28 protein-coding genes and 3 pseudogenes are annotated in these 26810 nt (G+C 60.7%); 12 read left to right on the top strand and 19 right to left on the bottom strand.

The window, feature by feature from the left end; all coding sequences use genetic code 11:
- Window positions 1–2: 2 nt before the first annotated feature.
- The 4 genes from P3T22_RS17200 to P3T22_RS17185 form a co-directional block, all read right to left on the bottom strand.
- Window positions 3–1343 (bottom strand): MFS transporter, encoded by a 1341-nt coding sequence (locus P3T22_RS17200; protein ID WP_429325556.1) that lies wholly within the window; start codon window positions 1341–1343, stop codon window positions 3–5.
- A 52-nt stretch (window positions 1344–1395) separates the two neighbouring features.
- Entirely contained in the window at window positions 1396–1959 is a 564-nt protein-coding gene (locus P3T22_RS17195) for an isochorismatase family protein (protein WP_429325555.1), read from the bottom strand.
- A gap of 16 nt (window positions 1960–1975) precedes the next feature.
- Entirely contained in the window at window positions 1976–2443 is a 468-nt protein-coding gene (locus tag P3T22_RS17190; RefSeq protein ID WP_063498695.1) for a MarR family winged helix-turn-helix transcriptional regulator, read from the bottom strand.
- Between the two features lie 244 nt (window positions 2444–2687).
- Entirely contained in the window at window positions 2688–3335 is a 648-nt protein-coding gene (locus P3T22_RS17185; RefSeq protein ID WP_429325554.1) for a VTT domain-containing protein, read from the bottom strand.
- A gap of 135 nt (window positions 3336–3470) precedes the next feature.
- On the opposite strand from P3T22_RS17185, the gene P3T22_RS17180 reads away from it, so the two are divergent.
- The gene (locus P3T22_RS17180) at window positions 3471–3998 is read left to right on the top strand and encodes a GNAT family N-acetyltransferase (RefSeq protein WP_429325553.1); all 528 of its coding nucleotides are present in this window, start codon (window positions 3471–3473) and stop codon (window positions 3996–3998) included.
- Window positions 3999–4089: 91 nt separating this feature from the next.
- On the opposite strand, the gene P3T22_RS17175 is transcribed toward P3T22_RS17180, so the two are convergent.
- Together P3T22_RS17175 and P3T22_RS17170 are read right to left on the bottom strand one after the other, a co-directional pair.
- Complete coding sequence (locus tag P3T22_RS17175; protein WP_429325552.1) at window positions 4090–5151, bottom strand: alkene reductase; 1062 nt, start codon at window positions 5149–5151, stop codon at window positions 4090–4092.
- 88 nt (window positions 5152–5239) lie between these two features.
- On the bottom strand, window positions 5240–5542 hold the full coding sequence (locus P3T22_RS17170) for an ArsR/SmtB family transcription factor (RefSeq protein WP_063498699.1): 303 nt from the start codon (window positions 5540–5542) through the stop codon (window positions 5240–5242).
- Window positions 5543–5846: 304 nt separating this feature from the next.
- On the opposite strand from P3T22_RS17170, the pseudogene P3T22_RS17165 reads away from it, so the two are divergent.
- A pseudogene (locus tag P3T22_RS17165) lies at window positions 5847–6071 on the top strand (tyrosine-type recombinase/integrase); the annotation flags it as partial.
- Between the two features lie 493 nt (window positions 6072–6564).
- On the opposite strand, the gene P3T22_RS17160 reads toward P3T22_RS17165, so the two are convergent.
- Complete coding sequence (locus P3T22_RS17160) at window positions 6565–6978, bottom strand: type II secretion system protein N (RefSeq protein WP_429325551.1); 414 nt, start codon at window positions 6976–6978, stop codon at window positions 6565–6567.
- 627 nt (window positions 6979–7605) lie between these two features.
- Window positions 7606–8442, bottom strand: a complete 837-nt coding sequence (locus tag P3T22_RS17155) for an ice-binding family protein (protein ID WP_429325550.1) — start codon at window positions 8440–8442, stop codon at window positions 7606–7608.
- A 164-nt stretch (window positions 8443–8606) separates the two neighbouring features.
- Between P3T22_RS17155 and P3T22_RS17150 the strand changes: the two genes are divergently transcribed.
- The 6 genes from P3T22_RS17150 (at window position 8607) to P3T22_RS17125 (ending at window position 14219) form a co-directional block, all read left to right on the top strand.
- Window positions 8607–8780: a hypothetical protein gene (locus P3T22_RS17150; protein ID WP_429325549.1), complete on the top strand. Its 174-nt coding sequence runs from the start codon at window positions 8607–8609 to the stop codon at window positions 8778–8780.
- Between the two features lie 360 nt (window positions 8781–9140).
- Window positions 9141–9332: a hypothetical protein gene (locus P3T22_RS17145; RefSeq protein WP_148662289.1), complete on the top strand. Its 192-nt coding sequence runs from the start codon at window positions 9141–9143 to the stop codon at window positions 9330–9332.
- Window positions 9333–9746: 414 nt separating this feature from the next.
- Window positions 9747–10601 carry a DUF1571 domain-containing protein gene (locus P3T22_RS17140; protein WP_429325548.1) on the top strand — a complete coding sequence of 285 codons (855 nt, stop codon included), beginning with the start codon at window positions 9747–9749 and terminating at the stop codon, window positions 10599–10601.
- Window positions 10602–10851: 250 nt separating this feature from the next.
- Complete coding sequence (locus P3T22_RS17135; protein WP_429325547.1) at window positions 10852–11571, top strand: Crp/Fnr family transcriptional regulator; 720 nt, start codon at window positions 10852–10854, stop codon at window positions 11569–11571.
- Between the two features lie 531 nt (window positions 11572–12102).
- The gene (locus tag P3T22_RS17130) at window positions 12103–12258 is read left to right on the top strand and encodes a DUF3309 family protein (protein ID WP_082855267.1); all 156 of its coding nucleotides are present in this window, start codon (window positions 12103–12105) and stop codon (window positions 12256–12258) included.
- Between the two features lie 1094 nt (window positions 12259–13352).
- Window positions 13353–14219, top strand: coding sequence for a sensor histidine kinase (locus tag P3T22_RS17125; protein WP_429325546.1), 867 nt, complete (start codon window positions 13353–13355; stop codon window positions 14217–14219).
- A gap of 22 nt (window positions 14220–14241) precedes the next feature.
- Here P3T22_RS17125 and P3T22_RS17120 read toward each other — a convergent pair whose 3' ends face one another.
- The 6 genes and pseudogenes from P3T22_RS17120 to P3T22_RS17095 form a co-directional block, all read right to left on the bottom strand.
- Window positions 14242–14460, bottom strand: coding sequence for a hypothetical protein (locus tag P3T22_RS17120; protein ID WP_063498707.1), 219 nt, complete (start codon window positions 14458–14460; stop codon window positions 14242–14244).
- A gap of 87 nt (window positions 14461–14547) precedes the next feature.
- Complete coding sequence (locus P3T22_RS17115; RefSeq protein ID WP_429325545.1) at window positions 14548–14781, bottom strand: hypothetical protein; 234 nt, start codon at window positions 14779–14781, stop codon at window positions 14548–14550.
- A gap of 155 nt (window positions 14782–14936) precedes the next feature.
- Complete coding sequence (locus P3T22_RS17110; protein ID WP_063498709.1) at window positions 14937–15746, bottom strand: PRC-barrel domain-containing protein; 810 nt, start codon at window positions 15744–15746, stop codon at window positions 14937–14939.
- 63 nt (window positions 15747–15809) lie between these two features.
- Window positions 15810–16040 (bottom strand): annotated as a pseudogene (locus P3T22_RS17105) (YSC84-related protein); the annotation flags it as partial.
- Between the two features lie 103 nt (window positions 16041–16143).
- Window positions 16144–17298 (bottom strand): acetate/propionate family kinase, encoded by a 1155-nt coding sequence (locus tag P3T22_RS17100; protein WP_429325544.1) that lies wholly within the window; start codon window positions 17296–17298, stop codon window positions 16144–16146.
- 4 nt (window positions 17299–17302) lie between these two features.
- Window positions 17303–19687: a phosphoketolase family protein gene (locus P3T22_RS17095; RefSeq protein WP_429325543.1), complete on the bottom strand. Its 2385-nt coding sequence runs from the start codon at window positions 19685–19687 to the stop codon at window positions 17303–17305.
- A gap of 238 nt (window positions 19688–19925) precedes the next feature.
- Between P3T22_RS17095 and P3T22_RS17090 the strand changes: the two genes are divergently transcribed.
- Together P3T22_RS17090 and P3T22_RS17085 are read left to right on the top strand one after the other, a co-directional pair.
- On the top strand, window positions 19926–20678 hold the full coding sequence (locus tag P3T22_RS17090) for a YoaK family protein (RefSeq protein WP_063498712.1): 753 nt from the start codon (window positions 19926–19928) through the stop codon (window positions 20676–20678).
- Between the two features lie 70 nt (window positions 20679–20748).
- Window positions 20749–20895, top strand: a pseudogene (locus P3T22_RS17085) (slipin family protein); the annotation flags it as partial.
- An 88-nt stretch (window positions 20896–20983) separates the two neighbouring features.
- On the opposite strand, the gene P3T22_RS17080 reads toward P3T22_RS17085, so the two are convergent.
- Together P3T22_RS17080 and P3T22_RS17075 are read right to left on the bottom strand one after the other, a co-directional pair.
- On the bottom strand, window positions 20984–21199 hold the full coding sequence (locus P3T22_RS17080) for a hypothetical protein (RefSeq protein ID WP_063498715.1): 216 nt from the start codon (window positions 21197–21199) through the stop codon (window positions 20984–20986).
- Between the two features lie 251 nt (window positions 21200–21450).
- On the bottom strand, window positions 21451–21780 hold the full coding sequence (locus tag P3T22_RS17075) for a hypothetical protein (RefSeq protein ID WP_429325542.1): 330 nt from the start codon (window positions 21778–21780) through the stop codon (window positions 21451–21453).
- 593 nt (window positions 21781–22373) lie between these two features.
- Here P3T22_RS17075 and P3T22_RS17070 point away from each other — a divergent pair.
- Window positions 22374–22484, top strand: a complete 111-nt coding sequence (locus P3T22_RS17070) for a DesA/ISL3 alpha bundle tail domain-containing protein (protein ID WP_420488505.1) — start codon at window positions 22374–22376, stop codon at window positions 22482–22484.
- A 119-nt stretch (window positions 22485–22603) separates the two neighbouring features.
- Here P3T22_RS17070 and P3T22_RS17065 read toward each other — a convergent pair whose 3' ends face one another.
- Window positions 22604–22873: a hypothetical protein gene (locus P3T22_RS17065; RefSeq protein ID WP_236721068.1), complete on the bottom strand. Its 270-nt coding sequence runs from the start codon at window positions 22871–22873 to the stop codon at window positions 22604–22606.
- Window positions 22874–23469: 596 nt separating this feature from the next.
- Between P3T22_RS17065 and P3T22_RS17060 the strand changes: the two genes are divergently transcribed.
- Window positions 23470–23814, top strand: a complete 345-nt coding sequence (locus tag P3T22_RS17060; protein ID WP_429325541.1) for a hypothetical protein — start codon at window positions 23470–23472, stop codon at window positions 23812–23814.
- Window positions 23815–23897: 83 nt separating this feature from the next.
- Here the strand turns inward: P3T22_RS17060 and P3T22_RS17055 are convergent, their stop codons facing one another.
- The gene (locus tag P3T22_RS17055) at window positions 23898–25904 is read right to left on the bottom strand and encodes a VTT domain-containing protein (RefSeq protein WP_429325540.1); all 2007 of its coding nucleotides are present in this window, start codon (window positions 25902–25904) and stop codon (window positions 23898–23900) included.
- Window positions 25905–26006: 102 nt separating this feature from the next.
- Complete coding sequence (locus P3T22_RS17050; RefSeq protein ID WP_429325539.1) at window positions 26007–26726, bottom strand: glycine zipper 2TM domain-containing protein; 720 nt, start codon at window positions 26724–26726, stop codon at window positions 26007–26009.
- Window positions 26727–26810 lie beyond the last annotated feature (84 nt).

The following is a 26810-nucleotide window of genomic DNA, read 5'->3' as shown; positions in this document are numbered from 1 at the left end:
CCTTAAACGCCAGCGGACGAATCTTCTTCCGCTTCGCTCAACACGGCATTCTGCACCGCCGTGGCAGGGCTGACATAAGGCGGCGCCTGGCGCGGGTCGTCGATGCTGTAGCGCAACCGGCCCGCCTCGACATACACGCGCAGCTGCCGATACTTCACCAGATAGATCAAGCCGACGATCGCCGCCGCGAAACCCGATGCAGCGCCGACCCCGAGCGCCCAACGCGGGCCGAAGCGATCCGCGACCCAGCCCACGACCGGCGCGCCGAGCGGCGTGCCGCCAAGCGCGATGGCCAGCAGGATCGCGATCACCCGGCCGCGCATGGCCGGCTCGGTGCTAAGTTGCACGAGGCTGTTCGTCGACGTGGTGAACGTCTGCGTCGACACGCCGATCACGACGAGTGCAAGCCCGAACAGCACATAGTTCGGCATTAGCGCGGCGACCGTGCAGCCCACGCCGAAAATCGCCGCTGCGCCGAGCAGAAGGGCCATGCGAGGTTTCGCTCTGCGTGCGGCGAGCAGCGCACCGGTCACCGAGCCGACCGCCATGGTCGAGCTCAGCACGCCGTATTGACTCGCGCCTGCATGAAAGGCGGTGACCGACATGGTGGAGATGAAGATCGGGAAGTTCAGCCCGAAAGTGCCGATCAGAAACAGCATCAAGAGCGCGGCCTTCAGATCGGGGCGCGTCCACACATACTTGAAGCCTTCCACGAAGCTGCCGCGTGTGCGTATCGCACGCGGTTTCAGATTCAGTTCGCTGAGGTGCAGCATGCGCAGCGAACCGAGCACGGCGACGAAAGAGAGCGCGTTGATCAGAAACACCCAGCCGGTACCCACGGAGGCGATCAACAGCCCCGCGACCGCGGGCCCGATCATGCGCGCTGCGTTGAACGAGGTGGAGTTCAACGCGACCGCGTTCGACAGGTCGGCTTCTCCCACCAGATCGGAGACGAAGGTCTGACGCGCCGGTGAATCGAACGCGGTGACGCAGCCGAGCAAGCCCGCAAACACATAGACCTGCCATAACTGGACGAGGCCGGTAACGGTGAGAAGCCCGAGGCATAAGGCCAGCGTGCCCATTGCCGCCTGGGTGGCGAATAGCAGCTTGCGGCGGTCGAAATGATCGGCCGCATAGCCGGTTAGGGGCAGCAGGAGCATTTGCGGCCCGAACTGCAGCGACATCACAATGCCTACGGACGTTGCGTTGTGATGTGTGAGTTCCGTGAGCACGAGCCAGTCCTGCGCCGTGCGCTGCATCCATGTCCCGATGTTGGAGACGATCGCGCCGCTGGCCCAGACCCGGTAGTTGAACGTGCGCAGCGAACGGAAGGTGCCGCTCACCGGGACATCCCCGTGTGAACGATCTGCGCCGTGCAACAGTTTAAACGCGTGGTCATGCGCGCGATGTCTCGAGCAGATCGAGGACGTCCTGTGTCGTGCCGGTTTCGCCGAGGCGCGGGAAGATTCGCGCGACGCTGTTGGTATGAGCGTCGAGGTTCATGTCCGTCATCGCGTCGACTGCGAACGTGACGTTGAAGCCGAGTTCGTGGGCGAAACGCGCGGTGGACTCGACGCCGATGCTGGTGGACACGCCGACGAGCACGATCTGCGTGACGCCTTGTTGGCGCAGATACGCTTCGAGATCCGTGTTCGTGAATGCGCCCCAGGTGCGCTTGGTCACCAGATGATCCGACGGCTGCCGATTCAGTTCGGGCACGAGATCCGCAAAGCCTGCGGGGAAATCACCGGTAGGACGCGACTGTTCCGCGCGGCCCGGCGCGCCGGCCGTCACGTTGACGAGCACCACCGGCAGACCGTGGCGGCGAAATGCATCGGCCAGATCAGTGGAGCGCTTGACGATCTCGCCGATGGGGTGGACGGTGGGCAGCGCGACGATGCCTCGCTGCAAATCGATGACGACCAATGCGGTCTTTGCGTCGAGCGTGGTGAGAGCCATGGTGTTTTCCTGAGCGTTACGAGTCGATGAGGCGTTTGAGCAAGTCGACGCCAATCGCGAGTTGTTTCTGTTCGGCGGCGGAGAAACGGGTCTGGATCGTACGGAATAGCCAGTCTTCGCGTGCCGCGCGGCTTGCCTTGATCTTCTTGCGGAAGGCGGGCGTGAGGGAGAGAACGGTTTGCCGCCCGTCGTTCGGGTCTGGAGTACCGCTCACGAGTCCGGCAGCTTTCAGAACCGAAAGCGTTTCGCCCATGGATTGCGGTCGCATACCCTGAAGGCGCGCGAGCGTAGTGACCGTTGCTGGACCTTCGCGTTCCAGCAGGCCGAGCACCTGCACCTGCGACGGCGTGAAATCGCCCACATGCGCTTCTTCGCGCAACCGGCGGCGCAGTTTGCCGACGAGTACGCGCAGGTCTTCCGCCGTGGCGTGCAGGGCGTCCGGGTTGGACGGGGGGCGGGTGGGCTGAGAGTCGTTGCTGGACATACCGGCAGATGTGAAGGTTACCTTGGTAGGTTACCTTCGCATCTGCCGGGAGTCAAGTTGCGGAAGTTGGCAGCGGAATGCGAGGGGGCCGTGCATTCCGTGTCTCGCTTTAGTGATCGAAGGTATCCAGCGGAGAGCCGGACGACATCGGTCCGCTTTTCCGTGATGGACTTTTCCGTAACGGATTGAGGCACTCCTTGGGCCAGCGCACCTGTGGTAAAAATCGCGGCGAACTCGCACAAGCTCAGTGAGCACGCAACCTTCGGTTGACGAAGCGCCACACGGCGCTCACCAGCAGCGATCCTACACCGAGCGAGACACCCAGCAGCACGATCGAACTCATATGATCGCGCACCAGCGGCACGTTGCCGAACAGATAGCCGGCCGCTACCAGCGACACGATCCACAGCGCCGCGCCGGCCGTGACGAACGACACGAAACGTGCAAACGTCATGCGCGAAACGCCGGCGACGAACGGCGCGAAAGTGCGCACGACGGCAATGAACGGCGACAGCAGAAAGGTGAAGCCGCCGCGTGCTTCGTAAAACGCATGCGCTTTACGCAGTGCATTCTTGTCGAGCCAGCGATAGTCGGCGGTATAGACTTTTTCGCCGATTGCACGGCCGATCGCATAGCAGGCAATGCTGCCGGCCACGGTGGCGGCGAATAGCACGGGGATCACGAGCCATACATTCAGCGCGCCAGTGGCGGCGAGACCGCCACAGATGAAAATCAGCGGATCGCCGGGCAAAAAGAATAACGGCAGGAAGCCGATTTCGACGAACACGACTAGAAACAGCATGGCGTAGACGGCGGTGCCGTATTGCACGATCAAACCGCTCAGGTGCTGGTCGAAGTGCAGGGCGACCTGCAGCACATGCATGAGATCCATCTTGGTTCGAAAAGGATTTGGGTGTTCAGGAGTTTAGTCCCGTGGCGGCGCGGACACTTGTTTATTTCAAAGGGGTGATGTCAATATCGGGGCGTGTCTTTCAGAATTGCCTCTAAAAAAACCTACGAGACGCTTATGCAACACGCTTCCAACTTCACGTTCCGCCTGGCCGCGCCGCACGATGCGCACACTATCCGCGCGATCGAATTCGAGGCCGGCCAGCGCTTTGCCAGCGTCGGCTTGACAGGTATCGCCGATGCCCCGCCGATGGAACTGGAGTTCGTCAACCGCAAGATCGACGCGCAGCAGATCGTCGTCGCCGTGGATGCCGATGAGACTTGTGTGGGATTCGTGATGTTCGAGCCACAGCCCGCGCGTTTCTATGTTCAGGAGCTCGATGTGCTCACTTCACATGCGGGGCAACGTATCGGCGCTGCGCTGATCGAGCAGGTCGCGCAACTCGCGCGCGCGCAACAGATAACGCAGCTCACGTTGTCGACGTTTCGCGAGGTGCCGTGGAACGCACCGTACTATCGGCGGCTCGGCTTTCGCGATATCGAAGAGACCGATCTCGATGTGGTGCTGATCGCGCGGCGCGACGCGCATATCGCGCGCGGCCTCGACGAATCGAAACGGGTGTTCATGCGGCGTGACCTTGAATGACCGCGGGCGTGACCGGATAGTGTTCCGGTCACGCCCGCCGCGTGGTCTCGCAGCGTACTGCGCTGCTTATGTTCCAGCTGGTTTCGACCGCTTATTCGACGGTTTCCAGCGCCGGATAATCCACGTAGCCGGTTTCGCCGCGTGCATAGTATGTTGCCGGATTCGGCTTGTTCAGCGGTGCATTCGTCGCGAAGCGGCGCACCAGATCCGGATTCGCGATGAACAGTTGACCCCACGCCACCGCGTCCGCTTCACCCGCGTCGAGCACGTGCTGCGCGGTTTCCTTGGTGAACTTTTCGTTCGCGATGTACGGGCCGCCGAATGCCTTCTTGAGTTGCGGGCCGAGGCGGTCGTCGCCGAGCGCTTCGCGGGCGGCGATGAACGCAATCTTGCGCTTGCCGAGTTCGCGCGCCACGTAACCGAAGGTAGCCGCCGGATCCGAATCGCCCATGGTGTGCGCATCGCGGCGCGGTGCAAGGTGCACGCCGACACGGTTCGCGCCCCAGACGTCGATACAGGCATCGGTGACTTCGAGCAGCAGGCGAGCACGGTTTTCGATCGGGCCGCCATAAGCGTCGGTACGCTTGTTGGTGCTGTCCTGCAGGAACTGGTCGAGCAGATAGCCGTTCGCGCCGTGCAGTTCCACGCCGTCGAAACCTGCCGCCTTCGCATTTTCGGCGCCCTTGCGGAACGCTTCGACCACCCCGGCGATTTCGTCGAGCTCGAGTGCGCGCGGCGTCACGTACGGACGCTCCGGACGCACCAGGCTCACGTGGCCTCGTGCCGCGATCGCGCTCGGCGCGACCGGCAATTCGCCATTCAGGAACAGCGGGTCCGAAATGCGGCCGACGTGCCACAACTGCAGGAAGATCTTGCCGCCGGCTGCGTGCACGGCGCTCGTGACGATCTTCCAGCCTTCCACCTGTTCCTGCGACCAGATGCCCGGCGTTTCGGCGTAACCGACACCTTGCGGCGTGACGGCAGTGGCTTCGCTGATGATCAGGCCTGCCGTGGCGCGTTCGGCGTAGTACTTCGCCATCAGCGCGTTCGGCACGCGGATTTCTTCGGCGCGTTGGCGCGTGAGCGGCGCCATGATGATGCGGTTCGGCAACGTAATGTCGCCAATCTGGAGCGGGTCAAAAAGAGTCGGCATATATGAGTTCACCTTGGGTGGGAGGCGCGAGGCCCGAACCTTAAAAAAACTGGATGATGAAAGAGCCGCGGCGACGCTGACGACGTGTTCAGAGCCCGGTGTTCATGTACTCGAGAAAGGCTTGAATGACGGCCTCGTTGCGTTTGAAAAACACCCATTGACCGACCCGCTTCGACGTGACGAGACCCGCGCGTTGCAAGGCGGCGAGGTGCGCCGACACGGTGGACTGCGACAGTCCGCAGCGCGCGTCGATCTTGCCGGCGCACACGCCGTGATCGAGCGTGAATTCCTGGTCTGCGAAATGCGCGCGCGGCTCGCGCAGCCAGCCGAGAATCTCCCGCCGTACAGGATTGGCAAGCGCTTTGTGAATCGCGTCGATATCGAGCGTCATGTGGGGCAGTTTTCAGGTCATCAACTTCAGGTCATCAACAACAGGCAGGCGTAGCGCCGGTTAGCGGCCACGCATCTGCATCGCGACAAGGCGAATCATATATCGGATTTTGACGATATGCATGAAACCATTACGGCCTGTGGGGTCGATAAGTATGGGCGTACAAAAAGGTCCCCACTTTCGAAAATCAGATTGCAACACACAAAAAAGAACGTATCTTTTGTCTCGCAATATGAAAAAATCGCCCAGGTGATTGATTTGTTTCATTTCGGGGTGTCAGATTCGCCGGTGCGGGTGAACAACACACGATAGCCGGCATTCGACCGGGACGCATCTGCTGCAATCGGGCGTTGACCTCAGCGTCATTGCGCTGTGGCTTGGACACGAAAGCCCGGCCACGACTCACATGTACGTCGAGGCCGACCTCGCGATGAAGGAGCGCGCGCTCAATACTTTGCAGCCACCTCACAGCAAAATCCCGCGATATCGACCGCCCGATCGCCTGATGCAGTTCCTTGAAAGCCTGTAATTATGCGCAGTTCACACCACGGACCCGCTATGCATAGCCCACTGCGGAAGGACAAACGAGTCTCCGTGGCGCGGAACTGCGCATATTCCCGAGATCGTCATAGTAGGTCGATTCCACGACTACACCCTCGAGCTCACCACGGTGAGGCGCAAGGGCAGCAAGGATTGCCTCGAGATCATTCGGCAGGCGTCGCTGCAACGCAATCCGGTCTTCGGCATCACTGACCACCACCACACTGTTGTTCTAGTGCAGGTCTATTCCGCAGAACTTCATGTCGGCCTCCGTCAGGTAAAAACGGCTTGTCACACCCTGACTCCACCTCCGCGCAGCTCGCCACGACGTCGAGGCCCACTACATGACTATCAACGCCGTAGCAAGGTATGCAAATGCGGACCACTCGCCGCACTGAAATCGCTGGCGAGAACCCCGCGCGGGATGCCTGGCAAAGGCGGCAATCGTGCGGCCGAGCGTAAAGCAAACGAGGCGACTTGGTTCAGCGCACGTAGGTGGTAGGGCCGGCGGCGTTGGCGGGCAGGAACACTTCGGAACGGGCACCGTTGCGGTCGATGATGATCGAACGGGGGCGCACTTCAAAGAATTTGGCGCCTCGCATGATGGTGCTGCCGAGCGACACAGCGTGCGGCGGTTCGCCACCGGCGCTGACGATGGCTGCGGCGCCGTCCCTCAGTGCGAGGATGCCGAACAGGCGCACGTCCTGGTTGGCGCTGCGCTGAAGCTGGCCGCCGAACAGCGTGGCCGCCTGCTCGACCGAAACCGGTGCGCGTCCGGCGGCAACCGGCAACGGGCCGCCGGACAGCGACGTGAGCGTGACGATCCAGTAAGTGAGCGTCGCACAGAACGCGGCGAAGAGCGCGAGCGACAGAAGGTGGATTGGGATGGCGTTCATGCGAGCATGTCGGGCCCACCACACGGCCTCACGCTCGGCGTTCGACATTGCATCAGGCTTTCGCGGTCGGCCACGGTCACGTTTTTCCGTGGTGCCGGTTACCTTGTAGTTTGCCGGTGGACGCATGATCCATCCTTACCTGGTTAACCTCATCAAATATGAGCAAGCGGCTAGGCTATTCTGCAATGTCTTGCTCAAGTACGATTGTGCCTCGGCTGCCGTCATGAGCTGCTGCAAGCCTTGCCAGATCGTCCTCGCTATAGGTTCCCGGTCGCCCTTGCCGGCAAGGAACCCGTTGCAGCATCCGGCCACACCTGTTCATGCTTCAACACTCATCCATCGGCGCAACCGGAGCGAGCGACAGCGGTAAGGCGTGCTATCCCCGCCAAGTTCGAGTAAAAGATCTAGCGGAGTTGCCTGCGGCGCCACCGCTAGATCAGCTCGCATCCCTCCCGGGCCTCACCAGTCAATCAAGATAGCGGCTTGCTTGCGCCTAAAGGCTTTGCAGGAAGGGTCGCCGCCTGCTTGTCCGCCACGCGGGCACAGCCGCCAGCCCGGCTTGTACCCGCGCATCGCCGCGCCGGCTGAACTAACTATTCCGATCGCAGCTTAGTGGCTGAACAGTCACTACCATGACTTGGTTGGCAGGGGTAGCTTGCATTTCTGTGGGCATTGGGGCATAGGATCCCACGGGTGAGACAGGATGTTGAGGGGAGCCAGGAATTTGCCGTACGATTTGTCCGGTTCCTGGCAGGGCACTGCCTGGCAGCTGGTTTCGGTGACGCCAGTCAACGTTACTGCGCCTTTTGCCAGGTCATTGCCAGTGGTGGGCGTGCTACCAGCACCGCTAAAGGTGATACCCGCACCCGCGAGAATGTTGCCCTGGAAGGCAGACGTCGTCAGTGTCGCGGCATCGGCGACCCACCAATTCACATTGCACGCCGCCCCACTGTTGATCATGACCACCGAAAAGTTGGTACCGGTAAGGGCGCCGCTGCCAGCGGTGCCGACTTTGAAAATCCAGACCGCGTTCGGGTTGCCCTGTCCGTCGAGCGTCAACGTGGCGCTGGTGAACGTCACGGCTCCGGTGCTGCAGTAGACCCCTGGAGTGAGCGTTTGCGTGGTGCCTGTCAACACTCCGGTGCACGGAATGGCCGCGTAGTTACCATACGCGGTGTTGAAGTCAGATACAACCTGGGCCGGAACCGGCGCGGTGACCGCTCCCGTAATCGTGCACGTAGTCTGTACGACCGAAGCCGGAGCACCTGTGGAGCCCACGGCTCCGCTGATCGTGGAGTTGGTGCACGTCACCGCCCCCGCACCGCCAGGCGCTGCACTCAGGACTGCGAAGGCCGATGCTGTACCCAGTCCTGGTACGGTTTGGGCCCGTGCCCACGAAGATATGGAAAGTAACGCGACCAGCGCAACCAGCCACGCGGCGAGATGTTTTTGAAAGTGATTCATAGCGGGTACCTCAAAAGGATTCCGAAACAAATAGAAAAATTACATGCGGGTATGAACCGAGTAGCCAACATTCAATAACACGTAATACACAACTCGACAGCACAGGCTAGCGACGCATGAAGCGTTATTTACTTTCAACGACTTGAGAATGGTTCGAGACCACAGTGACGCACAGCTATCACATGCACCGCTACGGCGCCTCTCCTGCCATCCAATGTTCCAGCCAGTTGAAGGCTGGGGAAATTGCCGAGGAGGTCATGCGCTGTAATGGCGTTTGGGCGATAACTCAAAAAAAACAATCAAAAATTTCCAGACGATTTATTGCGTATAAAACGTGATGGCTTGCGATTCGCAAAAAAGCGTTACGCGTCTTTGCGTGGTTGCCATTTCTTACATGTAACCTGCCAATTGCGAAATAACTATAGGATTTTTAAGCCGGAAATTTCGGACATTTTTTTGGGCGTTTTTTAAATATACGTGAAAGTGCATGATCTGGGCGTTGGGTATTCGCCAATAGCATCCGCAAAATCCGCCAATGTAACGCTGTCCGGTGATCAGCCTCGCTCAAGAAACCAGCTGATGGAGGAATCGAGCGCCTCATCGAACCCCACTCGCTCGCAGCCTTCATCGAGCCGGTCCCGATAAATTCTCTGCGCGCCGTGTCCGCACGTGCGACCGAACATTCGCACGATCAGCGGATGAAGCAATGGCTCCCGTGTCGGACAGAACAGGCGATGTACGCTAGCCAGAGCGCGCGCAACCGCATCGGCCACGTAAAACGGCAGGTTCAGGACAATCCCTTTGCCGTTGATGGCATGCCGGAACCGTTCAATCAACTCGGCCCAGGTTCTGCGTTGCACAAAACAGCACTGAACTCTCTGACCGGGTAGAGGCGGATGAGCCGACCTGAACGTACCCGCGGATCGTGTTAGATTGCTCTTACGACGCCTTCACCGGACCTTCGCATCGATACCCGTTCCATACTGGGATGATTCACGCTGAGGCGGCTTTACCGGTCGCCATCGTTCGATCGTTGCCACCGGAGATAAGGAGCAAGGTCGCCGATGCCCTCCATGAGCACGTCGAAATCGCCGGGACGTCGCACTTGAGCTCGGCAGCCGATCGCGAAACGAGCCACGCGTTCAAGGCTCATGTCAGAAGGCAGTGGATCGTGCTTGCCTCGCTGTCTTAACGAAAGATCGACGAATCCGGGGTGCCACATGCAGGGTGTCGCCAAGACGTCAACAAGGTCTCGCGCCGCAAGGCTCGCGAGGCTCGCATCTCTAGCGCTCGCATCGGCTGCGATGATTGCCGCGCCGGGGCATGCTGAGGATACGCCGACACCGGCGAGCCATCCAGCGCCGGCAGATCAGTCCCCCGTCGCGATCGCACAGGTGGCGAGTCTGCCTGTCGAGCGCCAGGTAGCCTGGCTAAGCCGCGCCGCGCAAGGCGGTGAGCTCGAAAGATTGGACGACGCGCAACTGATCGAACTCTTTCGAGCGCTCGCGCCCGAGACGCTGTCTCGCTACGTGGAGACGGGCAGCACACTCTACCGGGAATGCGAGTTCCAGATGTTCAGTCAGCAACGTGTGAAAGGCAAATGGCAGACGGAGTCTGCTCACATGCTGGTCCGCTATCGTCAGGAGCCGCGGCAAGTCTACGTTAAGTGGCTAGCTGACGGCAGGAATGCCGGGCAGGAAATGATTTATGACGAGAAGAAGGATCTGGACAAGCTTTACGCGCATCCGGGTGGGATCCTGAACCTCGTGTCCTTTTGGGTGCCAATCGATGGCGCTCGCGTCAAGGCGCAATCGAACCATACCGTGCGTGAACTGGGCATAGACTATTTCACGGATCTGTTTCTGGCTGAGCTGAAGAAGTATCGCGCGGCAGGTGTCGAGAAGCCCTCGAAGATCGAGGTGCTGAACGATCATGATGCGCGGGTAGTGGCGTTCACGTGGGAAACACCTACCGGGCGGCCCGACTTCTACGCAAAGAAGGAGCGGCTCGGCCTCGACTTGCGGCAACCCTTTTTTCGCACGAGCGAAGCGTGGGACAACGATGCCGGACTCCTGGAGAAGTTTTCGTTCACGGACGTGACGCCGAAACATTTCGACGACTCGGTATTCGATCCAAAGAATCCGGAGTACAAGTTCTGATCGAACGATTGCGGCGAGCGCCGGCGGTTTGGGGATCGGGCTTGCCGTTGAGCCATGGCCGGTGGCCGTTCCAGCGCGCCGCGACGTGCCACCCTGCGCGCGAACTATAATTCGAACGAGGTCCAGGCGAGTTCTACATCCCCGCCCATTTGTCTGGTGCATTCACGCAAATGCCGCTGGTGGCTGATATCGTTAAGAACAATTCTGCGAAAACGGTGCAGTTTCTGGACGGGATGTCGGGGAGCGGGACATGGAAAACGAGCAACATTCCAGAGAAAATCACCTGCTTTCGGTTCTGCCGGAAGCGGAGCGGGCGCGCGTGGCCCCGCATCTCGTAGCGGTCGAGATGCCACTGGGGCAGGTCGTGTACGAGTCAGGCGATCGCCTCGACTACGTGTATTTTCCGACAACGTCCATCGTATCGCTGCTCTATGTGATGGAGGACGGCGCGTCCGCCGAGATTGCGATAGTGGGCAACGAAGGGATCATCGGTATTGCGCTCTTCATGGGCGGTGAAACCACGCCAAACCGGGCAGTCGTGCAAAGCGCAGGCCAGGCGTATCGACTGGATGCACGCATCCTGAAAGAGGAATTCCATCGCGCTGGTCCGGTGCAGCGGTTATTGCTGCGCTATACCCAGGCATTGATCACCCAGATGGCCCAGACCGCCGTCTGCAACCGGCATCATTCGATCGACCAGCAATTGTGCCGCTGGCTGCTGCTCAGCATGGACCGCCTGCCGTCAAACGAGTTGAAGATGACACAGGAACTGATCGCCAACATGCTTGGCGTGCGCAGATCCGGCGTGACGGAGGCGGCGCTGAAACTGCAGGGCGCGGGACTGATTCGCTACGCTCATGGCCACATCGAGGTTCTGGATCGACCGGGGCTCGAAATGCGCGTGTGCGAATGCTACAGCGTGGTGAAACGGGAGTTCGACCGGCTGCTGCCTGATCTGAAGGCGATATAAAACACGTATCTTTCCTGCGCGGACGGGCAGCGCAGGGCTACCGCAACACCCCCTGTAGCATTCCCGGCGAATACGGCTGGCGCGCTTTACCAGGGCGGGCACGCAATTGAACCCTGGCGTGAAAGGGGGAAATTTTTCGTCCGCGCCCGGACCGCTGCTGAACAGAATGCCGCGCTTTGGCTGGCCTGTTGCAGAGGGTCATGTGGATCGCGCCGAGCGATTTCGTGGCCGGTCAAAGTGCAGTTGGACTGACAGCCCGGGAATGCCCCCAGCGCGGCCGCATCCGGCACGCGGCAATCGCGAACTCCGGGCGTAAAAAAAGGAATCCCGATGTCCACCACCGTACCGACTGCGTGGCAAATCGATGCCAGCCTCACACTACAGGGCGGGTCTTTTCCGGGTTGTGCGGATGCCGGTCAGCATCACATTTAATTTGCGAAGATACCTCGCGAAAGGCCTGAAGATTCCGGGCACGTGGCGAGAGAGCGGCGACGGGCTCGTTGTAACACGGAGTCGGAAAGGAGAAGTTCCATGTTGGGAACAATATTGATAGTTTTGCTGGTGCTGGTGTTGATCGGTGCGATACCGACCTGGCCGCACAGCCGTTCGTGGGGCTATATGCCAAGCGGCGTGCTGGGTGTGCTGCTGGTCGTCGTTCTCATATTGCTGCTTCTGGGCAGAATATAAGATAAGAGCGCAAAAATTCGTGTCTGGATGATCCGCTCACGGGCAGTCGTTGTCGAACCGTGCCATCAGAGAACGAGTGGCCTGCACGCGTCGACAGGTTCAGTCATCGGTCATTTTCAAGGAGCAATGTCATGAACAAGGCCAGGGAGTCCCTGAAGGCATTATCAGAGTTCAGGTACGCGCCTGAGTAACGGCTGCCACCGGTTTTGATGCGACGGCGCGGGCGGCTTTCGCCGGCGCTCCGGACAGCCAGACGCATTGACGCGCGAAAACCGCGAAAGAAGAGGGCGATGTCGTGCGAATCGACATCATCCCGTCGAGCGAGGTCAAGGCCCGGCGCTATGCAACGTTGTTCGCTACGGCAAGTCCCACCACCGCGTCGGTTCTTTAGCAGTAATGCGGCATCGTCCCGGTACGAGGGCGCTAACTGGGCTCTGACTTCAGGTCCGCTAGCGCAGGTCTGAGACGAACGGGTACGGTGCCATACCGCGAGCCACGCGGGGCAACATGGATTCGACGTGAAGCCGCACACCTGGAGACATCCGCGGCTCGTGTGAAAAGGTTGGCTCGCCTCACACCCTGTACGGTAGCGTGCAGACGTGCAAAACCGGTCAGCACACACTTGTGGCGGACCATAAAACAGCCCCCAAGGACCACGATGCTCCACCATCAATTCGAAGAAGACCTGACGCACCTCGAACGGATCATTCCGCTTCTTATCCCGGGAAGTCCACTTGGGCTATCGTACTGGCGGCGTCGCATTACGTCGCTATCGACGCATCAGCGTCTGGTGCCCGATGGACGGACCCGGGTGTCCCGACTGCTCAGGTTGTTCGATAAAATCGAACGCACATCGACATGACGTTGCCCCGCCACTTCGTATTTTCCAGCATGATCGATGTCGCATTCGCACCGCAGGTCTTTCCATTGAGGCGAGCGAAGAACGCAATGCCGCGATGGAAACCGAGGGTATGAGGGGACCGAAGCGTTGAACGCCAGACACGCTACGTCATGCTGGTCAAGATCGTTAGCAGGGGTAGCGAGACGGGCATCAATGCATTCATCAGGCCGCGCGTCAAAAAACGAGGCTCAACATGTCAGCTCATCCAGTATCTTTCCGGTGGTCCGTTGGCACGCCCGACGCACGCCACGTAGACGTGAACGATGAAATGATGGAATGCTCGCAGCAACGAGCCCCCATCGCTTTTTCCAGTCATTCTCCTCCGGCCGCCCATCGTTTCGACGCGCTACGACGCAAGGACGAAATTCTTGCGATGGTGGCGCACGAGCTTCGTGGACCGTTGACGCCGATGCAACTGGCCGTCCACCTCATTCGCAGGGCGTCGGCGGATCGTCCGGAGGTGTTACGGTCGATCGACATGCTCGACCGGCAGATCACACAGATTAGCCGGCTTGCTGAGGACTTGATGGATGCCACGCGGATCGACCGTGGCGCGCTCCGTGTGAGCAAGGCCCTCATCGAAGTCGTTGCGGTTCTGGCCGGCCCGCTCACCGCAGCCGCACTGGCTGCAGCCCAACGCGGCCAGACGCTCACCGTGCAGATTGCCGACAGGGCACTACGCATTGAAGGCGATCCTGTGCGTCTCGCACAGGCCGTCGATAACCTCCTGCATAACGCGGTGAAATACACGCCGGAAAATGGTTGCATCGCCGTGAACGTGCTCGCGGACGGGAAGGACCTCGTCGTATCCGTGAAGGACAATGGCCTGGGCATATCGGGCGCGCTCCTGCCACATATCTTTGACCTCTTCGCTCAGTCCAGCAGAACGATTGCGGCGAGTGCCGGCGGTCTTGGGGTGGGTCTTGCCGTGGTGAAGGCGGTCGCCGAATCGCATGGCGGAACGGTGTCGGCGACCAGTGCCGGCCCCGGTACGGGCAGCGAATTCACGCTCAGGCTGCCGATCGTGCTCGAACGGCGCATGGCTGGTGAGCCGGCGTGACGGCGGGCATGTGCGACCCGCCTTATTTCAGGTTGCTGAGCTTCGCGAGGGCAAGCGTTTTGACCGAATGCCAGGCCGTGTCTTCAGAATCGAAAAAAGTGTCGAGCGTAGTAGTGGGTTCGTTGCCTTTCGGGGCGCCCTTGGCAACGATCCAGAGCGTCGCCACCCAGCCGTCGGCAATGTGATCCTTGACGGTCATATGGGCGTCGTGCGTGTCGCTTGAGATGATTTTGTCTGCCATAACGCAGTGCTCCTGGTTAGACGACGGCTCCATCCGGTCCGATCGCTGCCGGATACAGTCGCTTTTCATCAATGAACGGCGGGGCCGCTACATTCCGAACTTGTGCTCCGAAATGTATCTGTCGCCGTATGCAAGCGCGGCCGCATGGCCTTCCTCGCAGGTCGCGAAAATGCCGACGGCATAGTGCTGGTCGGCCGAAGGAAGGCAGCCTTCCACCGCATGGCGAAGACGGAAATCAAATTTGCCATCTTGCAGTTCCAGACACTCCGGTGTGAATGTATGGATACGGGCTTGATACAGTTTCTGAATATTTTGTCTCATGATCTACTCCTGCCTGCAGTGCGTTTCCATGCATGCGTTTTCCGTTGTCTCAACGAAGCGATCGCGACATCGCGCAAGATCGTCTAACCGCGCTGAGAACGGTCATCGATCCCGGAGTGCGCGGATTGGGCGAGAACGGCGGCCTGCGCGAGGCATCACTCCGCGGCAACGCGCTCGTCCTCATTGGCATCCGACCAATACCCGTGCTTACCGTAAAACCGGTGCAGCACGACTTCGTAATGCCGGTCGATCGGCATCGAGTCGTCATACGCGGGGCTGTTCTGGATCACGCCGCGAGTGAGTGTCGTCGACACTGCAGACTCGAACCAGTCGACTCCGTCTATCCAGTGAATCGCGATCAGCACGGCTTTTCCGCCGGGCCACCAGTTGTGTGTGTCCACCACCAGATAACGAATTGCCCAGTCGGTGTCGTCGTAGATGAGGTCCGACACATGGCCGATGCCGCCGTCGGCTGTCTTGAGGTGGTAGCCCTTGACCTCGTCGGTACTGCGCAGATGAACGTCCGGAGGCGGCTGGTCTGTGTGCAACGTCGGCTGTGACGGCGTATCGAGCAGCGCGTCCGGCGGGACGCCGGTCGGATCGTAGGCAGGGTAGGCGCCCATGCCCCACAGGTTCGGGCCGCCCCAATACGTCGGATAGCTGTAGTAACGCAGGTATTCGATCTCGTGCTGCCGCGATACGGGCTTGTGCGTGTCGAGAACCGGGCTGTCCCTGACTTGCTGCCGGGAAAGGCTGACGTGCACGACACTCGACCCAGGGTCCGTGTGCTTGACCGAATACGGCGACACCAGCACTTGGCGATCGTTGAGCCAGTTGCCCGTTTCGACCACCAGATAGCGGACGCCCCAGGATTCGTCATCGAAATAGGCCTGGCTGACCGAGCCTATGTCGCCGTCGGATGCGTGAACGGTGCTTCCGCGCAAGTCTCTTATGCTTCGCAACATGATTTCTCCGCAACATGAAAAGTCTGGGCTCGCGTCAAGCGGCGAGCCCCAGAGTCCATCTTTTTAAAGCGACGTGAGCCGGGTAACTTTCGTGCCTTCCAGCGACGCGCCGGCCATCAAGCCACTATTGGTCAGAACGAACGCGTCGACCTGTCCGGTAGCGGTGCTGGTGTCGAGATTGCCGTTCACGCCCACTTTCAGCACGGCTACTGACGCATCGCCGCCAGCTGACCAGCCGTCTCTGCTGCGGAAGCGGTTGAGCGACTCGTCGGTCATGAACAGGATGACGATAGAGGTCACGCTACACTGAAGCGCGCGAGAATGCGGTACGACAACGTACAGTCGCGTGTCTATGTTCGACCGCACACTCGATGCCGATCGTCGGCCCTGCGAAAATTCAATTCGCGGGGCTTTCCAGCAAGGCCCGGCAATGCCGCGCGATTTGACGCTCTTCCTCCGTATGCATCACGCGGACCTTGGCTACGTGATGTCCTGGCGACAGACCGAGGAAGTCGAGTTCCATACAGATCCTGTCGCGTATCTCAGGGCTGTGCTCGCCGATTCCGCCCGTGAAAACCAGCAAGTCGATTCCGCCCAGAAGGGCCGCGTAGGCGCCGATCGACTTTCGCACGGCCGTCGCAAACACCTCCACGGCGAGCGCCGCGTCGCTATCGCCATCGGCGCTTCGTCTGAGCAGCGCCTGCATGTCGCTTTCGCCTCCAGCAAATCCCGCGAGACCGCTTGCGCGGTTCAGCAGAGTCTCCAGTCCGTCTGCATCGAGTCCCTCGACGCGCATCAGATAAAGCAGCACGCCTGGGTCCAGGTCGCCGCTGCGCGTGCCCATCGGTATCCCACCTGTCGGCGTAAGACCCATCGACGTATCGACGGACTTCCCATCGCGCAACGCGCAGAGGCTCGAACCATTGCCCAGGTGAGCAAACACCGTTCGAGCCGGCAAGTCGGCACCGAGTCTGTGCACGAGCGATTCGTACGATAGCCCGTGAAACCCATAGCGGATTACGCCCGCATCCGCATAACGGCGCGGCAGCGGAAGATGCGCCGCGCGCGGCGGCAGCGTGCAATGAAAGGCCGTGTCGAAGCAGACGAAATGCTGCGCGTTGCCGAAGATGGCCGATGCTTCGTCGATCAGCGTCAGCGCCGGCGGAATATGCAACGGCGCAAAGTGCACCGCTTCCTGCAACTGCCGCTTCACCTCAGCGGTCAAGCGCCGATGGGTCCGCACATTCGGGCCGCCATGCACCACCCGATGCCCCACTGCGACGGGCCGTCCATAGCCATGCTCGTCGAGCACCGACGCGAGCTTTTGCAAGGCGTCGGTTTGCGATTCCATCACGGGCGACATCTGTACGTCGACGTTGCTGTCGCGGGACTTCATTTGCAGGCTACCGCCCGCGCGGCCGATGCCGTCCGCGCTGCCCTCCAGTAGCGGCGCCTCGTCGTCCGCAGCGACGCTGAACAGACCAAACTTGAGCGACGACGAGCCGCTGTTCAGCACGAGAATATCGCCTGTTTCCGGGTCTGTTCGTGTCATCGGGCTACCCCGTCCATGTCCAGTTCCGAATCGCTTCGCTGTCGATGCCTTCGGTGTGCGCATACGCGAGATGTTCGATGATCTGCCCGCGGAGCCACTCCTTGGCGTGGTCGCCGACGCCTTGCAGGCACGCAACGCGATCGATCACGTCGATAGCCAGCGAAAACCGGTCGACCTGATTGACGATGGCCAGTTCAAGCGGCGTGTTGATGTTACCTTTCTCCTGATAGCCGTGCACATGCATGTTCTCGTGGTTCGAGCGCCGGTAGCTGAGCTTGTGGACGAGGGTGGGATAGGAGTGGAAGTTGAAGATGACCGGTCTGTCGACGGTGAACAGCGAGTCGAAGTCGCGATTCGACAGACCGTGCGGATGATCGGTATCCGGCATGAGCCGGAACAGGTCGACCACGTTGACGAAGCGGATTTTCAGATTGGGGAACTGTTCCTTGAGTATCTGCACGGCGGCGAGCGATTCCATCGTCGCGATATCGCCGGCACATGCCATCACGACGTCCGGCTCGACGCCCTGGTCGGTCGACGCCCAATCCCAGATGCCGATGCCCTTCGTGCAATGCGTGACGGCCGCGGCCATGTCGAGATACTGCAAATGCGGCTGCTTGTCCGCGACGATCACATTGACGTAATCGCGCGAGCGCAGGCAGTGGTCGGCGATGCTCAGCAGACAGTTCGCATCGGGCGGCATGTAGATGCGCACGACGTCGGGGCTCTTGTTGGTGACGACGTCGAGAAAACCCGGATCCTGATGCGTGAAGCCATTGTGATCCTGACGCCAGACGAGCGACGTAATCAGCAGATTGATCGACGGTACCGGTTGCCGCCATCTCAGTTCGCGTTTTGCCTTCTCCAGCCATTTTGCGTGCTGGTTGAACATCGAATCGATCACGTGCACAAAGGCTTCGTAGGTCGCGAAGAGGCCGTGCCGACCGGTGAGCACATAGCCTTCGAACCATCCTTCGAGCGTGTGTTCGCTCAGCATCTCCATGACGCGGCCATCGACCGACAGTTCACCGCCGTCGTCATCGTCGGGTCGGGTCTCGGCGAGCCACGTTTTTTCGGACGCCTCGTAGATGGCGGTCAGTTTATTGCTGGCGGTTTCGTCCGGACCGAATACGCGGAAGTTGGTCATATTGCGGCGCATGACGTCGCGTAAAAATTTCGCGAGCACATCGGTCGGCGGCATGTAGCTTGCCGCGGGCGCTTTCATGTCGACCGCATAGTCCCGAAACGGCGGCATATCGAGTGCTTTGCACAACAGGCCGCCGTTCGCATGCGGGTTGGCGCTGATGCGGCGTGTGCCGGCAGGCGCCATCTCGCGCAATTCGGCGACCAGCCTTCCGGCCTCGTCGAACAGTTCTTGCGGCCGGTAACTTTTCATCCAGCTCTCGACCAGCTTCAGACTGGTCTCGTTCGTCGCGGGATCCGCAATCGGCACCTGGTGCGCGCGCCATGATCCCTCTACCTTGTGTCCGCCGACCTCTTTTGGGCCGGTCCAGCCCTTCGGCGTGCGCAACACGATCATCGGCCAGCGGGGGCGTGTTGCGTCACCGCTCGCGCGTGCTCGCTGCTGGATCGAGCGAATCTCGTCGATACAGCGTTCCAGCGTGCCAGCCATTTGGCGATGCATGGTCTCGGGATCGTCTCCCTCGACGAAATACGGCCGGTGTCCATAGCCGACCAGAAGCGCTTCGAGTTCATCGCGAGGAATCCGCGCGAGAATCGTCGGATTCGCGATCTTGAAGCCGTTCAGATGCAGGATTGGCAGCACGGCGCCGTCGCGAACCGGATTCAGAAATTTGTTCGAATGCCATGACGTCGCGAGCGGGCCGGTTTCCGCTTCGCCATCGCCTATCACCGCGGTAACGATCAGATCCGGATTGTCAAAGGCTGCGCCGTAGCCATGCGAGAGGCTGTAACCGAGCTCGCCGCCTTCGTGAATCGAGCCCGGCGTCTCGGGTGTGCAATGCGAACCGATGCCGCCTGGAAAAGAAAACTGCCGGAAGAAGCGGCGCATACCCTCTTCATTTTCGCTGCAGTCCGGATAGATCTCCGAGTAGTGGCCTTCCAGATAGCAACTGGCAAGCGTCGCGGGCGCGCCGTGCCCTGGGCCGGAAATGTAGATGACGTTGAGATCGAGCTGCTTGATAAGCCGGTTCAGATGCACCAGTACGAAGCTTTGCCCCGGATCGGAGCCCCAATGGCCCAGCAGCCGGTTCTTGATGTGTTCGGGTTTCAGCGGCTCGCGCAACAAGGGATTGTCGCGCAGGTAAATCATGCCGGCGGCGAGATAATTGCACGCGCGCCAGTACCGGTCTATTTTGCGCAGCGTGTCGGCAGTTAGCGAGGATTCACCATCGGCGACATTGGACATATCAACACTCCTTGAGGCGAACCCCGTGAGCGGGTGATTTTTCTCGAGTGCGGCTCATCCGTGCACCGGGCTGCGGTGAGGTATCGAAGATGCAACGGCCGGCGGCCGAAGTCGGTACGCTGCCGTACCGGCATCCGGGTGAAGAGGCGGGCAATGAGGAATTCGGCGCGGTTCGGGTGCATCATGGCGATGCGCGCCCTCTACCGTACCTGCATCCAACTGACACTCATCCGCCATCATGCCGATTAACTATCTTCGAGGATTCGCCAGTCCGCACCGGACCGACGTGACCAATCGGCGTCTCGGGCGCTGGCTCGCGTTCGTTGCCGGCGCGGCCAACGCGGGCGGCTTCCTGGCGGTCGGACAGTACACGTCGCACATGACCGGTATCGTGTCGTCGCTGGCCGACAATCTCGCGCTTGGCGATTTCGGCCTTGTCGTGGCGGGGCTCAGTTCACTCATTGCATTTCTCACCGGCGCCGCCACGTCGGCGATCCTGATCAACTGGGGACGGCGCCGGCACGCGCAAAGCGTGTATGCGACGCCGTTGTTGCTGGAGGCAACGTTGCTGCTGGGCTTCGGGTTGCTCGGCTCGAATCTGGAACATCACCGGCTCCTGTTCGTGTCCGCCACGGTAGGTGTGCTGTGCTTCGTGATGGGTCTTCAGAACGCGATCATCACCAAGATTTCGAAAGCCGAAATCCGTACGACCCATGTGACAGGCCTGGTTACCGACATCGGTATCGAACTGGGAAAGCTGGTCTACTGGAATGCGCCAGATTCACGAGCGCCACGCGTGCGCGCCGATCGACAGAGACTTGCGCTGCTGGCGTCACTGCTTGGGATGTTCTTCGTGGGCGGCGTGACGGGCGCGTTGGGATTCAAGCACATGGGCTTCATCGCAACGCTGCCGCTCGCTGCCCTGCTTCTCACACTCGCCTTCGTGCCGTTGCTGGACGGCATGCGCGGTGCCAGTCATGTTGATAAATGACGCGATAGGGTTGTTTTTACTGATCTGAACGTTACCGTACAGACTTACCGTATTGCACATGAGAACGTGGCTTCTCAACGAGACGACGAAGGAACGTGGCGCGACGATCCTCATGCCGACTTCGATGGTCGACAGTCTGAATCCGCCGCTGGCGTTCGCCATTGCAGGCAATGCCTTTGCCGATCCCGTGGTGACTCCGCTCAAGACCGCGGCGTAGAAGATCCGGACGGGTTTAGCTGTGAATCTCGCGAGCGTCACAGGCCGTCACGTCAAAGTGACGCAACGCGCGTTTGCGAGCGCCGCATTTACCGTCCGCGTCCACCATGTCCTCCGCCGAAGTAGCCACCAAAGCCGATCCCAACATTGACGGCCGGAGCCGCGTAATAGCCGGGGGCATAGCCGTAGTAGGCGGGGCCGGACTCATAGGTGGGCCCTGGATCGTAGCCGTAACCATACGGCGGGGCCACGACGCAGCCAGCAAGGCCCGCAGCGAGCATGAAAATACTGAAGAGGCGGATCATGATGGTCCTCCTGTTTAAACGTTGGAGGGACCGGCGGTCGCGTTAGTTCGGCCGGCTGGCTACGGTGCATTGCAGCCCCGCGTGCCTTACATCGTCGCATCGAATCGGCCGTTATGTCTGTACGCTGGCGGCCAGTGGTCGGACACGCTAAAAATCGCGACCTTCCGCGCGGAGCATTCAAGGCAGCGGCGCACGTTCTGTGGAAAGGCGTGTGGCTTTGCCGCAAGCGGCGATGGCCACACCTCACGCCGTTACTCCGGCCTCTTGTCACCCGCCAGATCGTCTGTCGAGCGTAGCACCGCGTTGGCCGTAACCAGCAGACCAGCATCGTGGTTGCGCAGTGCTGCATCGACTGCGTCGAAAGCCTTCTTCAGTTCCTCCTGACCCGTCTTCGCCGCCTTGCTGCATTCCAGAATCGCTTCGGCTTCCTTTTTCAGTCGCTTGACGAGCTTCGCGGCACACCGGCTATCGAGCGTCCCTTCGTGGACGAACTCGCTGATCTGTGTTGTCAGCGCCGCCAGTGTCGCTTCGGACGTTTCATTCAAATCGCCGCTATCGTCAGAGATGGATTTCTTGCTCATCAGGGTTCTCCATGTAAGCCCGCTCGTACAGAGCAGAATCGAAGTGGTCGCTGAGCGCTTGCCAGTAAAAATAGCGACAGGATTCCAGTCGAGCGGGGCAGTCCGATGCTGTGTGTGCAAGGGCATCCGGCATTTGACACCCGTCGCCACGACACTACGCGAATTTCGCCGTCAACTCGGTACGCTAGCAGGCAAGGACACAAGAATCGCTCGGTCCCCAGCGAAGAGGTTCCGGTGACAGGGCAGGTTCGACATCGCCTGGACGTTCGCCCACTCCGGTACGGGACCGTACTGACATCGCCGGTAATTGAGTAAATCGTGTAGTCGATCTCTCGTGATCGGCATGACGAGGCGGTCAAGACGCACGAAATACTCACGTCCGATTTGCCGGGCGCGATGACTGGAGTCTTCACGACTGAATGGCAGACATGAACCCGCTCATGCAGCTTCTTCTCACCGCGCCCGTTTTAACGTCCCTGGATTTCTGGCAGTAGGCTCGGCCCGGAGCGACTGTGAGACGGAGAATCGCAGTTGCCCATTTCCCGTACGTGAAGAATCGGTAGCTGCCTCGGGTCACCCGGATACGGCCGAATATGTCGCGCGAACAGTTGCTCCTTCAGTTGCAGGACTGGTGCAGTCTTGCAGAGCTGAGCGGTATCAATGCCCTTGAGGCGTTTTCGTCGCGTCTTCGCCAGTACACCTGACGGATAGTGCCGGTCCTGCTGCCAACCGTTGCCGGGGTGCCGTGCGCAAGATAATCGCGCAATCTACGGCGACAAGGCAGCCGGTTTACCCACAAGTCGGACACTGGAATCGGCCGCGCTCAGTCAAGGTCGAACAGCGCTCGATCGGCAGGACGGGATAGCGCCTCATCCATCATCTGCCGGAAGTCTGCTTCTTCCCATTCGCCGCTATGTACTCTGCGGAGCACGGTCTCGCCGACGAGCATCGCTTTGCGATGCCGGTCGGCCTTGCTCTGCCTGCACTGCTGCCGGCGCCCTTTGTCCGATGCCCTGCCAGCTTCCTTCAGTTCCTTGAGCCGTCGATCGGTCACGGCCAGGCGCTCCTTCAGGCGATCTCTCATTCGGGCCATGGCTCAATCTCCTGTGTGGTACACGGTCATTCTATGCCCACCACGTGCTCGCGCCAGAAATGAAAGGAACCGGGCCGGCGTCGCTTTGGGTGGGCGTATCGCCTAAAATGTAAGCATGGTCGAGACCTGGTAAGGAGGCTGCCATGGCCGAGTTAATCACGGGAGTGTTGTTTGGGGTGATCGTGTTGGTCATTGCGGCAATATTGGTAGCTGAGCATTACAGACGCGAACGCCCTAGGAATCAGCAACTCCGCTGGCTGGATACGCATTTCATACGGGACTGGCTGCACCATAGACCTTGATGGTCCGACCAGAAATGAAAAACCCGCACCGTGCGGGGTCCAATTTTTGGTCCGGCGTCGTCCGCAGCGCGAGGCGGCGGTCGTCGATGACGATCGCGCGCTTCCAGTGCCGGGTCTCGCTATCCGAGAAATGGGCGGAATAGGACGCATGCACAGATTCGCAGGTACGCGTTGTGGTGGACGTGAGATAGAGCTGCCTTCCGATATGGCCCTCTCGGTCTTTCTTGAAAAGCATTGGGATCCAGCCATAGAGCGAAACATCTCTGGGATCTGTTCAACATTGCAGAGCGGGTCTTGACTTTCGGTCTGACAGACGATGAAAAGGCAGTGCAGCGAGCAATTCTTGATCGGTTCAAGTTGCGAAGAGAAACAACGCTTCTCGAAGTTTGTCACCGAACTGCGAGTGTGTATGGCATCGATCGCGCGGATTGTGTTGCAGCTACCTCGAACCGCTCGCAAGAGATAGTCCTAACAACGCCCCACACAACGAGCCATATTAGCTGGTCGCTCAACATCAACGACGATTCCGGCATGCCGATCGATCAGATGGTTGCTTCCAGCATCGCCTCGCTAAGGTTATCCACAGAAAATGTTCATATCCTTGTGGACAAGTTCTGGGCGAAGCCGCCAAGTGATTGAGCGCAGAGCGATTTCTGAATGGGTACGGCGAACACGCACAGCACATCCAGACACATCCAGGTGAGCCGCCGGCAACGCGCCACTCATTCCACCGGAGAGGCCAGCAGCGATACCGGCACGCCATGGCAACTCACCTGGGCCACGAGCGCCGCGCCGAGATCGGCGCTCGTTTTGGTGTGAGCATCGAATGACGACACTTCCTTGTCGACCCGCAGAATATTGATCGGCCACGATGCCCGGGCGAGCCGTTCGTGCGCGAAAGCCCCGACCCATAGCGGGGTGGTCGATGCACCGTTCGCTACGGCATAGCCGCTCGGCCAGAAGCGCAGGACGTCGCGTTCGTCGCGGTTGTCGCCGGGACGCATGAAGACCAGCGACGAAGGCACGCCATTGTTCAGCTTCGGCAATACCGGGAGCGCTACCGCCGCGACATTCGGCGAGGCTAGCGAGAGCAAGCTGTGCGCGGAGAGGTCCGTGCCCTCGACCCATCCCTGCGCGCGCAGTTGCCCCTTGATCGAATCGAGGTTCGATACCCATTGCAGCGTGAGCGGTTCCTTGCGGTCACCGCCCATATCCGAGCGATAGCAGGGCAGTCTCTTCCACAGCGACACGGTCCACTGCGCTTGAGTGATCAGCACGGGCGGCGGGCGCAGCGCATTGTCAGGCGGCGGCGCCGGCGGCTTGACGCTCAGTTGCACACCCACGCTCACGAGCATCACCACCAGAACCACGACCGGCATGAAGCCGCGTGAGGGTGGCATTTCCGGATGCCGCAACATCGCCGTCAGCGAGACGATGGCGACCCAGATGTACGCGAGCGCGGCGCCGCCGATCGCGTCGGAGACCCAGTACCTGCCGAAGTAAAGTCCCGACAGCGCGACCACGATCACGACCACCGTACTTGCAGTCGCCACGAACAAACCTTCCAGCATGCCGACCCGTCGCGCGAGCAGGAACGCGAGGAAGCCGTAGACGATCACCGTGGCGGCGACGTGATTGCTCGGAAACACGTAGGCGTCGGAGATGAATTCATTGGGTGGCGCGCGGCGCATCGCGAACTGCAGTGCGAAGATCAGCAATTGGGAAAACACGACCGCGCCGAGCCAGTAGCCGATAGTGCGCCAACGCCGCTCCAGCAGCATCCACACCACCACTGTCACGACCAGCGCCGTCAGCGTGAAGACGCTGCCGAGCGTCGCCAGTCCTGCAAGGACAGTGTCGCTCCAGGGCGTGCGGACCGATTGCAGGAAGTGATAGACGGACAGGTCGACGTTGACCAGCGGATCGCCGCTGATGACGTCTTCGAGGACGCCGAAGAAGAGTGCGCCCGCCGCCAGCACCAGCAGCGATGTCACCACGACGCTGCTGGCATCCGGCTGTTCGGGGTCCAGCAGTTGCCGCGCGAGCCGGCCGAACGGGCCTGGGTGGCGGCAGGCCCAGCTTCCCAGATAGCGTCCCGCCGCGCTCGACCACGCACTGGCATGCGAGAGCAGGAAACCCATCGCGCGAAAGCTCAGCCAGACGATGCCCACCAGCAACGCGATGATGACGACGAGACGGAACGACACCGCGCCGGCCAGCAGCACGGAGGCGCCGAATACCACCCCCGGCAGGATATGCGCGGGAGCCCATATCAGCGCCGACAGCACATTCATTGCGTAGAAGCGCACCGGCGTCATGCACAGCATCCCCGCCACGACCGGCACGATCGCCCGCAATGGTCCGATGAAGCGGGCGAACACGACGCTTTTGGCTCCGTGTTTCTGAAAGAAGCGGTAGCCGGCGTCGAGTACCTGCGGGTGTTTGCTGAACGGCCAGAGCTGGACGATCCTGTCCTTGTAGCGGTTGCCGATCCAGAAGCTCATGCCGTCCCCGGCGACGGCGCCGGCGATCGCCCACAGGAACACCCAGCCGAGGCTCAGTGAACCTGTGCCGGCCAGCGCACCGGCGAGAAACATGGCAGTGCTGCCTGGAATGAAGGTGCCGATGACGGCGATGGCCTCCAGGAAGGCCGCAAGAAAGATGACCGTGAGTGTCCACGCCGGATGGCCGGCAAGCAGATGCAAAAGGTGGATGTAGGCGTGCTCCATCGTGCGCGATCAGCCGTTCTGGCGTAACGGTTGATCATAACGCGCACGGCGTTTCCCCACATTCGTGCATACCGGCATCCGGTGACATGCCGACGCGAGACTTCACGAAGCGGTCAGCGAATCGCCGGATACGTGAACCCGCTCGCCGATCTGGACGTTCGGCTGCGTCGGGTAGCTGAAGTTGCGGTAGCTGCCGTCCTGCATGCGCACCTGGACCTGATAGGTAGTCTGCTTGCGCACGGCATGCTCGATCCCGTTGCCGGCAAGGCCTCCGCCGACAGCGCCCGCGATGGTGGTGAGAATCTTGCCGCGTCCGCCGCCGATCTGATTGCCGACGAGTCCGCCGGCGACCGCGCCTCCCAGTGCGCCGAGTCCGGTGGTCGGCTCAGGCGCCTGGACCGTATTGATGGCGACGACTTCGCCCGCATAAGGATCGGCGACCGGCCTTGCCGGCGCGGATTCATACGGCGCCTGGTAACCCTGATCATTTGCGTACCTCGGCGTGTCCGCGGCAGGCGTGCTGTGCGTGTGATGGACGCGCGGACGTGCGGGTGCGGCTTGCTGGACGGCTTGCTGGGTTGTTTGTTGAGTCGTTTGCTGAACTGGGGCCGATTGGGTCGCGACGGCCGGAGCGCTCGCAACTTGCGCCGCGACCGTGGTGGCCGGCGGCGCGGGCTCCGTCACGGCGTGCGAGGTAGGCAGAAGGCCTGTCATCGCCGCAATGCCGGTGGCGCTCGCCAGGATAACGGCCGCGGCTGCGCCGGCGACCAGGGGGTGAATGCGGCTGCGCTGTGGATTGCTGGGATTGAGATTGGTGTTCATTGCGGGCTCCGCGGGTAGATGCCTGCAATAACGCGGCAGCAGCGCGGGCGGTGTACGCCAGGCGCACGCTGCTTTGTAAGCATT

Source organism: Paraburkholderia sp. GAS348 (assembly GCF_050434205.1).
Taxonomy (GTDB): domain Bacteria; phylum Pseudomonadota; class Gammaproteobacteria; order Burkholderiales; family Burkholderiaceae; genus Paraburkholderia.
Note: the sequence above shows the minus strand (reverse complement) of the source record. Positions and strands in the feature narration are given on the sequence as shown.

Excerpts from the sequence above, each read along its gene's own strand:
- P3T22_RS17195 (WP_429325555.1), bottom strand. The coding sequence starts at position 1,959 with ATGGCTCTCACCACGCTCGACGCAAAGACCGCATTGGTCGTCATCGAT.
- P3T22_RS17190 (WP_063498695.1), bottom strand. The coding sequence starts at position 2,443 with ATGTCCAGCAACGACTCTCAGCCCACCCGCCCCCCGTCCAACCCGGAC.
- P3T22_RS17185 (WP_429325554.1), bottom strand. The coding sequence starts at position 3,335 with ATGGATCTCATGCATGTGCTGCAGGTCGCCCTGCACTTCGACCAGCAC.
- P3T22_RS17180 (WP_429325553.1), top strand. The coding sequence starts at position 3,471 with ATGCAACACGCTTCCAACTTCACGTTCCGCCTGGCCGCGCCGCACGAT.
- P3T22_RS17175 (WP_429325552.1), bottom strand. The coding sequence starts at position 5,151 with ATGCCGACTCTTTTTGACCCGCTCCAGATTGGCGACATTACGTTGCCG.
- P3T22_RS17170 (WP_063498699.1), bottom strand. The coding sequence starts at position 5,542 with ATGACGCTCGATATCGACGCGATTCACAAAGCGCTTGCCAATCCTGTA.
- P3T22_RS17160 (WP_429325551.1), bottom strand. The coding sequence starts at position 6,978 with ATGAACGCCATCCCAATCCACCTTCTGTCGCTCGCGCTCTTCGCCGCG.
- P3T22_RS17155 (WP_429325550.1), bottom strand. The coding sequence starts at position 8,442 with ATGAATCACTTTCAAAAACATCTCGCCGCGTGGCTGGTTGCGCTGGTC.
- P3T22_RS17145 (WP_148662289.1), top strand. The coding sequence starts at position 9,141 with ATGAAGCAATGGCTCCCGTGTCGGACAGAACAGGCGATGTACGCTAGC.
- P3T22_RS17140 (WP_429325548.1), top strand. The coding sequence starts at position 9,747 with ATGATTGCCGCGCCGGGGCATGCTGAGGATACGCCGACACCGGCGAGC.
- P3T22_RS17135 (WP_429325547.1), top strand. The coding sequence starts at position 10,852 with ATGGAAAACGAGCAACATTCCAGAGAAAATCACCTGCTTTCGGTTCTG.
- P3T22_RS17130 (WP_082855267.1), top strand. The coding sequence starts at position 12,103 with ATGTTGGGAACAATATTGATAGTTTTGCTGGTGCTGGTGTTGATCGGT.
- P3T22_RS17125 (WP_429325546.1), top strand. The coding sequence starts at position 13,353 with ATGTCAGCTCATCCAGTATCTTTCCGGTGGTCCGTTGGCACGCCCGAC.
- P3T22_RS17120 (WP_063498707.1), bottom strand. The coding sequence starts at position 14,460 with ATGGCAGACAAAATCATCTCAAGCGACACGCACGACGCCCATATGACC.
- P3T22_RS17115 (WP_429325545.1), bottom strand. The coding sequence starts at position 14,781 with ATGAGACAAAATATTCAGAAACTGTATCAAGCCCGTATCCATACATTC.
- P3T22_RS17110 (WP_063498709.1), bottom strand. The coding sequence starts at position 15,746 with ATGTTGCGAAGCATAAGAGACTTGCGCGGAAGCACCGTTCACGCATCC.
- P3T22_RS17100 (WP_429325544.1), bottom strand. The coding sequence starts at position 17,298 with ATGACACGAACAGACCCGGAAACAGGCGATATTCTCGTGCTGAACAGC.
- P3T22_RS17095 (WP_429325543.1), bottom strand. The coding sequence starts at position 19,687 with ATGTCCAATGTCGCCGATGGTGAATCCTCGCTAACTGCCGACACGCTG.
- P3T22_RS17090 (WP_063498712.1), top strand. The coding sequence starts at position 19,926 with ATGCCGATTAACTATCTTCGAGGATTCGCCAGTCCGCACCGGACCGAC.
- P3T22_RS17080 (WP_063498715.1), bottom strand. The coding sequence starts at position 21,199 with ATGATCCGCCTCTTCAGTATTTTCATGCTCGCTGCGGGCCTTGCTGGC.
- P3T22_RS17075 (WP_429325542.1), bottom strand. The coding sequence starts at position 21,780 with ATGAGCAAGAAATCCATCTCTGACGATAGCGGCGATTTGAATGAAACG.
- P3T22_RS17070 (WP_420488505.1), top strand. The coding sequence starts at position 22,374 with ATGTCGCGCGAACAGTTGCTCCTTCAGTTGCAGGACTGGTGCAGTCTT.
- P3T22_RS17065 (WP_236721068.1), bottom strand. The coding sequence starts at position 22,873 with ATGGCCCGAATGAGAGATCGCCTGAAGGAGCGCCTGGCCGTGACCGAT.
- P3T22_RS17055 (WP_429325540.1), bottom strand. The coding sequence starts at position 25,904 with ATGGAGCACGCCTACATCCACCTTTTGCATCTGCTTGCCGGCCATCCG.
- P3T22_RS17050 (WP_429325539.1), bottom strand. The coding sequence starts at position 26,726 with ATGAACACCAATCTCAATCCCAGCAATCCACAGCGCAGCCGCATTCAC.